Raw genomic sequence first — 9,992 nt, forward strand, 5'->3', positions numbered from 1 at the left:
AAACGTTGCACTTTTTATTGCAATTTATCAAATAAAATAGAAAACACATTTAATCTCTGTCAAAAAAACAGATATTTTTGTTTGAAAACCTTTACATTTTGTTGATAAATGTATATAATATCTACAGAAAACGTTTGCACTAGCCTAAAAATATTTGTGCAACTAAAAAATAAAGGAGTTTTCTTTTTATGAAGAAAGTTTATCGTTTACAATCTCGAACAGCTGAGAAGCGTCAGCATTTTGGAATCCGCAGATTAAAAGTAGGGGTAGCGTCTATTGCTATTTCTGCTAGTGTTTTTTTGGCGGGGAATGTCTTAGCGCAAGCAGAGGAAGCAAATAGTGTCGAAAACACATCTATTGAAACGGTGCAACCAACATCACCAACAAGTGAGCAGTCTGATAAAGTAGAAGTGACGAATCATCAAGCAGTCGTTTCGGAAAAGTCGGAAAATCAAGGGCAAGCAACCAACTCGCTTTCGGCAACACCTAGTGTTGCCAATTCTTCGCGTACAGCTTCAACTGAGGGAAGCTCATCAGAAAAACTTGACTTGACTCAAGCTCGCTCCATAAGAGAAAATACCCCAGCTTCAACGACGGATTCAAGTACGGAAGTTCAATCTACGGAGAAGGAAACTGCACAAGCAGCAGAAGAAAAAACGGCAACGAAGCCTATTGAGAAAGTTGTATCAGCTGCGACAGCAGCTAAAGAAGACAAAATTGAAGAGGGCAGCATTCGTCTGCATTTTAAGACACTTCCGTCGGAGAATTTAGCTAGTCTTGGCTTGTGGACCTGGGATGATGTGGAGACACCTTCCAGCCAAAAAGGTAGCTGGCCGACAGGAGCAACTAGCTTTTCAATGGCTAAAAAGGATGATTATGGCTATTATCTTGATGTCAAAATGGCACAAAAACGGAGTAAGATTAGTCTCTTAATCAATAATACAGCAGGTACAAACCTAACAGGTGACAAGACGATTGAATTGCTCAGTCCGAATATGAACGAGGTCTGGTTTGACAAGGATTACAATCCTCATACCTATGATCCTCTAAAAGAGGGCATGGTACGAATCAATTATTATCGGACAGACGGGAATTATGACAAGAAGTCTCTTTGGCTCTGGGGAGATGTGGGAAATCCTAGCAAAAATTGGCCTGACGGAGTGGATTTCGAAAAAACAGGCAAGTATGGTCGCTATGTAGATGTTCCTTTAAAAGATGCTGCAAAAGCAATTGGTTTTCTGCTTTTAGATGAAAGCAAATCAGGTGACGATGTGAAGATTCAACCGCAGGATTATAATCTGACAAATTTGAAGAAAAACAGTCAAATTTTCCTCCGAGATGTAGATCCGAATATTTATACCAATCCGTATTTTGTCAATGATATCCGCATGACAGGTGCTCAGCATGTCAGCCTGACGGAGATTGAAGCAACTTTCTCAACCCTTGAAAATGCCAAAAAGGAAGATATTCTTAAGAATCTAAAAATTACAGACAAGGACAGTAAAGAAGTGGTTGTGAAAGACATTGTGCTTGATCCCAAAACAAAGAAAGCAAAAATCATAGGAGACTTTGGACAAGCGCAAGCTCCTTATAAGGTAAAGTATGGCAACGACCAATTTAAAACCAGTATGAATTGGCAGTTGAAGGACATTCTCTACAAATATGATGGTGAATTGGGTGCGCGTGTTAGCCAAAAAGGCACGAAAGTGGATGTTACCTTTTGGTCACCAAGTGCGGATCAGGTAGATTTGGTTGTGTATGATAAAAATGATCAGAACAAAGTAGTTGGTAAGGTAGCGATGACAAAAGGAGAAGCAGGTACTTGGAAGACAACATTGACATCGCAAACAAATCTAGGAATTAAGGATTATCGCGGTTATTTCTATCATTATGAAATTACGCGCGGTGATAAAAAAGTACTGGCTTTGGATCCATATGCCAAATCTTTGGCAGCTTGGAACAGCGAAGATGCCGAAAAAGGTGAGTCTTACAAGATTGCAAAGGCAGCTTTTGTTGACCCAAGTGAGCTTGGTCCGAAAAATCTGACCTATGCGAACATTCCAGGCTTCAAGAGTCGGGAGGATGCAGTTATCTACGAAGCGCATGTCCGTGATTTTACTTCTGACGCAGCCATTTCTAAGGATTTGAAGTCTCAATTTGGAACATTCTCAGCTTTCGTTGAAAAATTGGACTATTTAAAAGAACTTGGGGTTACTCATATTCAGTTGCTGCCGGTTTTAAGTTATTATTTTGTCAATGAATTGAAAAATGCCGAAAGATTGGACAAGTATGCTTCTAGCAATAGCAACTACAACTGGGGTTATGATCCACAAAACTACTTCTCCTTGACAGGAATGTATTCAACCAATCCGACAGATCCAGCTAAGCGCATTGAAGAATTTAAAAATCTTGTTCATGAAATTCACAAGCGCGGAATGGGTGTGATTATGGATGTGGTTTATAATCACACGGCAAAGACCTCTATTTTTGAAGATTTAGAGCCGAATTACTATCACTTTATGGATGCAGACGGCACTCCTAGAACTAGTTTTGGTGGCGGACGTTTGGGAACAACGCACTACATGAGCCGTCGTGTTTTGGTGGATTCTATCAAATATTTGACGAGCGAATACAAAGTGGATGGCTTCCGTTTTGATATGATGGGAGATCACGATGCAGAATCCATTCAAAAAGCGTATGAGGAGGCTAAAAAGCTCAATCCAAATCTGGTGATGCTAGGTGAGGGGTGGAAGACTTACGCTGGAGATGAAAATAAACCAGTCCAACCAGCGGATCAATCTTGGATGAAATCTACCGATACAGTCGGTGTATTCTCAGATGATATTCGAAATACCTTGAAATCTGGTTATCCGAACGAAGGAGCACCTGCCTTTATCACAGGTGGAAAACGCAATGTCGAAGATGTTTTCAAAAACATCAAAGCACAACCAACGAATTTTGAAGCAGATGATCCGGGAGATGTGATTCAGTACATTGCTGCACATGATAATCTGACCCTCTTTGATGTGATTGCTCAATCCATTAAAAAAGATCCAGCTATCGCAGCGAACAATCAAGAAATTCACCGTCGCCTGCGTTTGGGCAATCTAATGGTCCTTACTTCTCAAGGTACGCCATTCCTTCACTCTGGGCAAGAATACGGACGAACCAAGCAATTCCGTGACCCAGCTTATAAATATCCGGTTTCAGAAGACAAAGTACCAAATAAATCACACCTGCTGACCAATGCGGACGGAACACCATTTGAATATCCTTACTTTATCCACGACTCTTATGATTCGAGCGATGCGGTCAATCATTTTGACTGGACAAAGGCAACAAACGGTGACAAATTCCCTGAAAATACGAAGAGCCGCGACTATGTGAAAGGGCTGATTGCTTTGCGGAAGTCAACAGATGCCTTTACACGCAAGACCAAAGCCGAAGTCGATCAAAATGTTACTTTAATCACTCAGCCGGGTAAAGACGGGGTTGAAAAAGAGGATACAGTTCTTGGCTACCAAGTTGTGGCTTCAAATGGAGACATTTACGCTGTCTTTGTTAATGCGGATAACAAGGAGCGGAAGTTTAACTTTGGTGAAGCCTACAAGCATTTGGCAAATGCTCAAGTCGTGGCAGACGGTAATACCGCAGGGGTAACGGCTATTTCAAATCCAGCTGGTGTGGCCTTAGGAGCAGATGGGGTTACCTTAGCACCATTGACAGCGACGATTTTACGCATTCAAAAAAATAGCAAACCAAATCAAGAAAAACCAAAAGAAGAACAAAATCAAACCAAGCCTTCTACGCCGAAAGGAGAGTCTGGTCAAACAACGACTTCGTCAACACAGTCAAATACTTCAGCTAGTCAGACGCAGCAACAGCAAGCAGGAGCTGGAAAAGCAGATAAGACTTTACCGTCCACAGGGACGACAATTTCCATTGCTGGCGTGCTAGCAGGAATTGGCTTGTTGTTATCAAGTGTAGTTGTCCTTAAGAAAAAGAAATAAAGATTGAAGGTTTGTGAGCTGTAGGGATTCTAAGCTCCTTACAGCTCATTATTTTAGATGAACTTGTTAACTGTCTTTTGCAAATCTATTTTTCTCCTACATTTAGACAGATATCTTGCAACGTCTTTATGAAAGCGCTATAATGTTGATAGATTAATATTAGGAGGATTGGTTTTATGAAATCATCTAAAGCCACAATCACAATTTTCTCTGCTCTTGCTTCGGTTATTTTATTGACCAGCTGTGGAACGAAGACGACAGACAATAAGGCTGCGCAAAGTAACACATCTGACAGTAAAGTCACCATGACTTATGACCAATTGCGGTCAAGGGAAAATACCATGTCCACTCTTTGGTATCAAAAGTCAGATGAAGCTAAAGCGCTGTACCTGCAAGGTTATAATGTCGCAACGAATCGTTTGAAAGAATTGCTGCAAAAACCGACAGATAAGCCTTACTCAATCGTTCTTGACTTAGATGAAACAGTATTAGACAACAGTCCTTATCAAGTTCAAAATGTCAAAGACGGTACGGCCTTTAATCCTAAAAATTGGGATGCATGGGTGAAAAAGGCTTCAGCTAAGGCGGTTCCTGGTGCCAAAGAATTTCTCCAATATGCACATCAAAACGGTGTTCAAATCTACTATGTTTCTGACCGTGATGCGAGCCAGGTAGACGCGACAATTAAGAATTTGGAAAAGGAAGGCATTCCAGTACAAGGGAAAGACCATTTGATGTTCTTAGAAAAAGGTGTGAAATCAAAAGAAGGTCGCCGTCAGAAAGTACAAGAAACGACGAATTTGGCCATGCTTTTAGGTGATAACCTCGTTGACTTTGCGGATTTCTCAAAAACATCAGCAGAAGAACGAAGTAAGAAATTAGAAGAATTAAAGAACGAATTCGGTGAAAAGTTCATCATCTTCCCAAATCCAATGTACGGTTCATGGGAAAGCACTGTTTATAAAGGTAAAAAATTAGATGCGAAAGGCCAAACTGAAGAACGTCAAAAAGCATTAGAAGGATATAAAAAATAAAAAGGAAAACAGACTCAATGTCAACTGTAGTGGGTAACCTATCGCTAAATGCGAGAGAGAATCAGATTGGTTCTCTCTTTTTTGATGTTCAAAGCGATGAGAATTTTCGTTTTAAAATTGTCAAAGTTCCGAGAAACCAAAAGCTTAGCATTTGACGTCCTTGATGAGATGATTGGTTTATATTAAAAACAATGAGGGATATTCCTTATCTATTTTTTAATCGAAAATTCATTTGTTTTATGGTAAAATAGTTTCATTACAATACGAGGAAAAAATATGTCATCTACGTTTGAAATTTTAATGAATCAAATTGATATGCCACTTGATATGAGACAATCAAGTGCCTTTTTACATGCAGAAATTGAGCAAGTTTTAGTGCATACCGTCAGTCATGTTTGGGAATTTCAGTTTGCTTTTGGAGAAATTTTACCCATTGAGTTGTTTCAAGAATTAAAAAAACGTTTAAATGAAGAATTTTCTAAGACGGGCAACCAAGCTATTTTTGAAATTAAGGCTGCCAATCAAGATTTTACAGAGGAGCTGTTGCAGGCTTATTACAAAGAGGCTTTTACAGAAGGACCTTGTGCCAGTCAAGGCTTTCGTAGTATGTACCAACAGCTACAGGTGCATGCGGACGGCGATCAGCTCTGGATTGAGGGGCCATCCAGTATTGATACGGAGCATTTTCGAAAAACCCATTTGCCAAATTTAGCCAAGCAATTGGTGAAGTTTGGCTTTCCGCATTTTCAATGTCAGGTCAAAGCAAGTGACGCCTTAACTCAGCAACAAGTTGAGACTTTCCAAGCTGAAAAAGAAAAGATTGTGCAAGCGGCTAATGACGAGGCGCTAAAAGCTATCGAAGCACTGCAGCAAATGGCACCACCACCAGCTGAGGAAAAACCAAACTATTCTGATTTACAAGCACGAAAAGCGGCTGCCCGACCAAAGCTGAACAAGGCAGAGATTACGCAGATGATTGACATCCAGACCGAGGAAAATCGCATTGTCTTTGAAGGTATGGTCTTTGATCTTGAGCAAAAAGTTACCCGCACAGGGCGTGTGCTGATTAACTTTAAGATGACTGATTATACTTCTAGTTTTGCCCTTCAGAAATGGTTTAAAAACGAAGAAGAAGCCAAAAAATTTGACATCATTAGGAAAAATTCTTGGTTGCGTGTGCGTGGGAATATTGAAATGAATAACTTCACGCATGACTTGACCATGAATGTCCAAGATGTGCAAGAAGTGACACATTATGAGCGGAAAGACTTGATGCCAGAAGGTGAGAAACGGATTGAATTTCATGCGCACACCAACATGTCAACCATGGATGCTCTGCCAGAAGTGGAGGAGTTGATTGCGACAGCTGCTAAATGGGGGCATAAGGCAGTTGCAATTACTGATCACGGCAATGTGCAGAGTTTTCCGCATGGCTATAAAGCTGCTAAAAAAGCAGGTATTCAGCTGATTTATGGCATGGAAGCTAATATCGTGGAAGACCGAGTTCCTATTACCTATAACGAAGTGGATATGGAGCTCAAGGAAGCCACTTATGTTGTCTTTGACGTGGAAACTACTGGTTTGTCTGCTATTTACAATGACTTGATCCAAGTAGCGGCAAGTAAGATGTACAAAGGGAATGTCATTGCTGAGTTTGACGAGTTTATCAATCCAGGTCATCCTTTGAGTGCCTTTACGACAGATTTGACGGGGATTACAGACGAGCATGTCAAAAATGCGAAGCCACTCGAGCAGGTCTTGCAAGAATTTCAAGACTTCTGTCAAGATACGGTGCTCGTTGCCCACAATGCTACCTTTGATGTGGGATTTATGAATGTCAATTATGAACGGCATGGGTTGCCACAGATCACGCAACCAGTCATTGATACCTTGGAGTTTGCCCGTAATCTCTACCCAGAATACAAGCGCCACGGTTTGGGACCATTGACTAAGCGTTTCCAAATATCGCTTGATCATCATCACATGGCTAATTATGACGCGGAAGCGACAGGACGCCTACTCTTTATTTTCATTAACGATGCGGCGGAAAAACGAGGTGTCACCAATCTTCAAAAGCTAAACACAGATTTGGTGGATGAAAACTCCTATAAAAAAGCGCGGGTCAAACACGCTACGATTTATGTAAAAAATCAAACGGGTTTGAAGAACATTTTTAAATTAGTCAGTTTGTCTAATACAAAGTATTTTGAGGGCGTACCGCGGATTCCACGAACAGTTTTGGATGCGCACCGAGAAGGCTTGATTTTAGGAACAGCCTGCTCGGAAGGAGAAGTGTTTGACGCGGTTGTTTCGCAAGGCGTTGATGCTGCAGTGGAAGTCGCAAAATACTACGATTTTATTGAAATCATGCCTCCAGCAATTTATGCACCGTTGATTGCCAAAGAGCAGGTTAAGGATGTCGAAGAGCTTCACACCATTATTAAAAATTTGATTGAAGTGGGAAATCGATTAGACAAGCCTGTTCTTGCTACAGGTGATGTGCATTATATCGAGCCTGAAGAAGAAATTTATCGAGAAATTATCGTCCGCAGTCTAGGGCAAGGGGCGATGATTAACCGTACCATTGGGCATGGTGAAAATGCTCAACCAGCTTCACTTCCAAAAGCGCATTTCCGCACAACCAATGAAATGTTGGATGAGTTTGCCTTCTTAGGTGAAGAATTAGCTCGGCAGGTGGTTATTGATAATCCAAATCAATTGGCAGCAACCTTTGAATCGATTGAGGTGGTGAAAGGTGACCTTTATACACCATTTATTGACAAATCAGAGGAAAAAGTCGCTGAGATGACTTATGCCAAAGCCTTTGAAATTTATGGAAATCCACTGCCAGATATTGTAGACCGACGAATTGAGCGGGAATTATCCTCCATTTTGGGGAATGGATTTGCCGTGATTTATCTGGCTTCGCAAATGCTGGTACAGCGCTCAAATGAACGCGGCTATTTGGTGGGTTCACGTGGTTCGGTCGGCTCTAGCTTTGTGGCGACTATGATTGGAATTACAGAAGTAAACCCTTTATCTCCTCACTATGTTTGTGGCAAATGCCAGTATTCAGAATTTATTACGGACGGTTCTTACGGTTCAGGCTTTGATATGCCAGATAAAGCTTGCCCACATTGTGGACATAAATTGAGTAAAAATGGACAAGATATTCCTTTTGAAACCTTCCTTGGTTTTGATGGTGACAAGGTACCCGATATTGATTTGAACTTTTCTGGTGAAGATCAACCCAGTGCCCACTTGGATGTCCGAGACATTTTTGGTGAAGAATACGCCTTTCGTGCGGGTACTGTTGGTACAGTTGCTGCCAAAACAGCGTATGGATTTGTGAAAGGTTATGAGCGGGATTATAATAAATTTTATCGTGATGCAGAAGTAGAACGATTAGCGCAAGGTGCAGCAGGTGTCAAACGAACGACTGGACAGCACCCAGGAGGAATCGTCGTTATTCCAAATTACATGGATGTTTATGATTTTACGCCGGTTCAATACCCAGCAGATGACTTGACTGCTGAATGGCAAACAACTCACTTTAACTTCCATGATATTGATGAAAATGTCTTAAAACTAGATGTACTCGGTCATGATGACCCGACCATGATTCGGAAATTGCAGGATTTGTCAGGTATTGACCCCAATGAAATTCCAATGGACGATCAAGAAGTGATGGCTCTCTTTTCTGGGACAGATGTTCTCGGAGTAACGCAGGAGCAGATTGGCACGCCGACTGGTATGCTGGGGATTCCTGAATTTGGAACTAATTTCGTGCGAGGTATGGTAGACGAGACTCATCCAACGACCTTTGCGGAATTGCTCCAATTGTCAGGCTTGTCTCACGGTACCGATGTATGGCTGGGCAATGCACAAGATTTGATTAAGCAGGGAATTGCTGACCTGTCCACCGTTATCGGTTGTCGGGATGACATTATGGTCTATCTGATGCACAAGGGCTTAGAACCTAAAATGGCCTTTACCATTATGGAACGGGTGCGGAAAGGCATGTGGCTCAAAATTTCTGATGAGGAAAGAAATGGCTACATCGCTGCTATGAAGGAAAATAATGTGCCTGAGTGGTACATTGAATCTTGTGGAAAGATTAAGTATATGTTTCCCAAAGCTCACGCAGCTGCCTATGTGATGATGGCCTTGCGGGTGGCCTACTTCAAGGTGCATCATCCGATTTATTACTACTGTGCTTACTTTTCTATTCGTGCCAAAGCCTTTGACATCAAAGTCATGAGTAGTGGATTAGATGCAGTGAAGCACAAGATGAACGAAATTTCTGAAAAACGCAAAAATAATGAAGCTTCTAATGTTGAAATTGACCTTTATACAACTCTAGAAATCGTCAATGAAATGCTGGAAAGAGGTTTCAAATTTGGCAAACTCAATCTGTATAAGAGTGATGCGACAGAATTTCTTATTGACGGAGATAGCTTAATTCCACCATTTTCTGCTATGGATGGTTTGGGAGACAACGTTGCAAAACAATTGGTTAAAGCGCGTGCAGAAGGAGAATTTCTTTCAAAAACCGAATTGCGCAAGCGTGGCGGCTTGTCCACTACTCTAGTCGATAAAATGGATGAAATGGGTATTCTAGGCAATATGCCAGAAGACAATCAGCTCAGTCTCTTTGATGATTTATTCTAAAACTTCTTCTTTTGATGAAAGACAGGAATTTCATCAACGGCAGCTGCCGCTAGACTAGAATTTTCACTCGTTTGTTTGCAAAATATGATTGATTTTGCAGCTCTTTCATGATAAGGACTTCCTGCGAGCAGCTAGCTGTTTTTTGAAAGGTTCTACTAAAATATGCAAAGTAGAGTGGAAATTTTACTACTTGTAAAGTTTTTTACAAAATTTATAGATTACTGTTGTTCTTTGTAAGCTATTTACAAATGATAAATTGCAATAAAAAGTGCAACGT

General features: G+C 41.0%; 2 protein-coding genes and 3 pseudogenes. 4 read left to right on the plus strand and 1 reads right to left on the minus strand.

The features are described from left to right. Window positions 1-188: 188 nt before the first annotated feature. The 3 genes and pseudogenes from HMPREF2933_RS10590 to HMPREF2933_RS03680 all read left to right on the plus strand — a co-directional run. Window positions 189-336, plus strand: a pseudogene (locus tag HMPREF2933_RS10590) (YSIRK-type signal peptide-containing protein); the annotation flags it as partial. 371 nt (window positions 337-707) lie between these two features. Then, window positions 708-4,010: pseudogene (locus HMPREF2933_RS03675) on the plus strand (pullulanase); the annotation flags it as partial. A 176-nt stretch (window positions 4,011-4,186) separates the two neighbouring features. Next, complete coding sequence (locus HMPREF2933_RS03680; RefSeq protein WP_024052405.1) at window positions 4,187-5,044, plus strand: 5'-nucleotidase, lipoprotein e(P4) family; 858 nt, start codon at window positions 4,187-4,189, stop codon at window positions 5,042-5,044. 44 nt (window positions 5,045-5,088) lie between these two features. Here HMPREF2933_RS03680 and HMPREF2933_RS09970 read toward each other — a convergent pair. Then, a pseudogene (locus tag HMPREF2933_RS09970) lies at window positions 5,089-5,221 on the minus strand (ISL3 family transposase); the annotation flags it as partial. A gap of 99 nt (window positions 5,222-5,320) precedes the next feature. Between HMPREF2933_RS09970 and HMPREF2933_RS03685 the strand changes: the two are divergent. After that, a complete protein-coding gene (locus HMPREF2933_RS03685) occupies window positions 5,321-9,715 on the plus strand; it encodes a PolC-type DNA polymerase III (RefSeq protein WP_024052403.1) in 4,395 nt (1,464 codons plus the stop codon). Window positions 9,716-9,992 lie beyond the last annotated feature (277 nt).

It is taken from the genome of Streptococcus sp. HMSC066F10, assembly GCF_001813805.1.
GTDB lineage: Bacteria > Bacillota > Bacilli > Lactobacillales > Streptococcaceae > Streptococcus > Streptococcus vaginalis.

What these genes read in the sequence shown, in the direction of transcription:
- HMPREF2933_RS03680 (WP_024052405.1), top strand. Translation starts at nt 4,187, where the DNA reads ATGAAATCATCTAAAGCCACAATCACAATTTTCTCTGCTCTTGCTTCG.
- HMPREF2933_RS03685 (WP_024052403.1), top strand. Translation starts at nt 5,321, where the DNA reads ATGTCATCTACGTTTGAAATTTTAATGAATCAAATTGATATGCCACTT.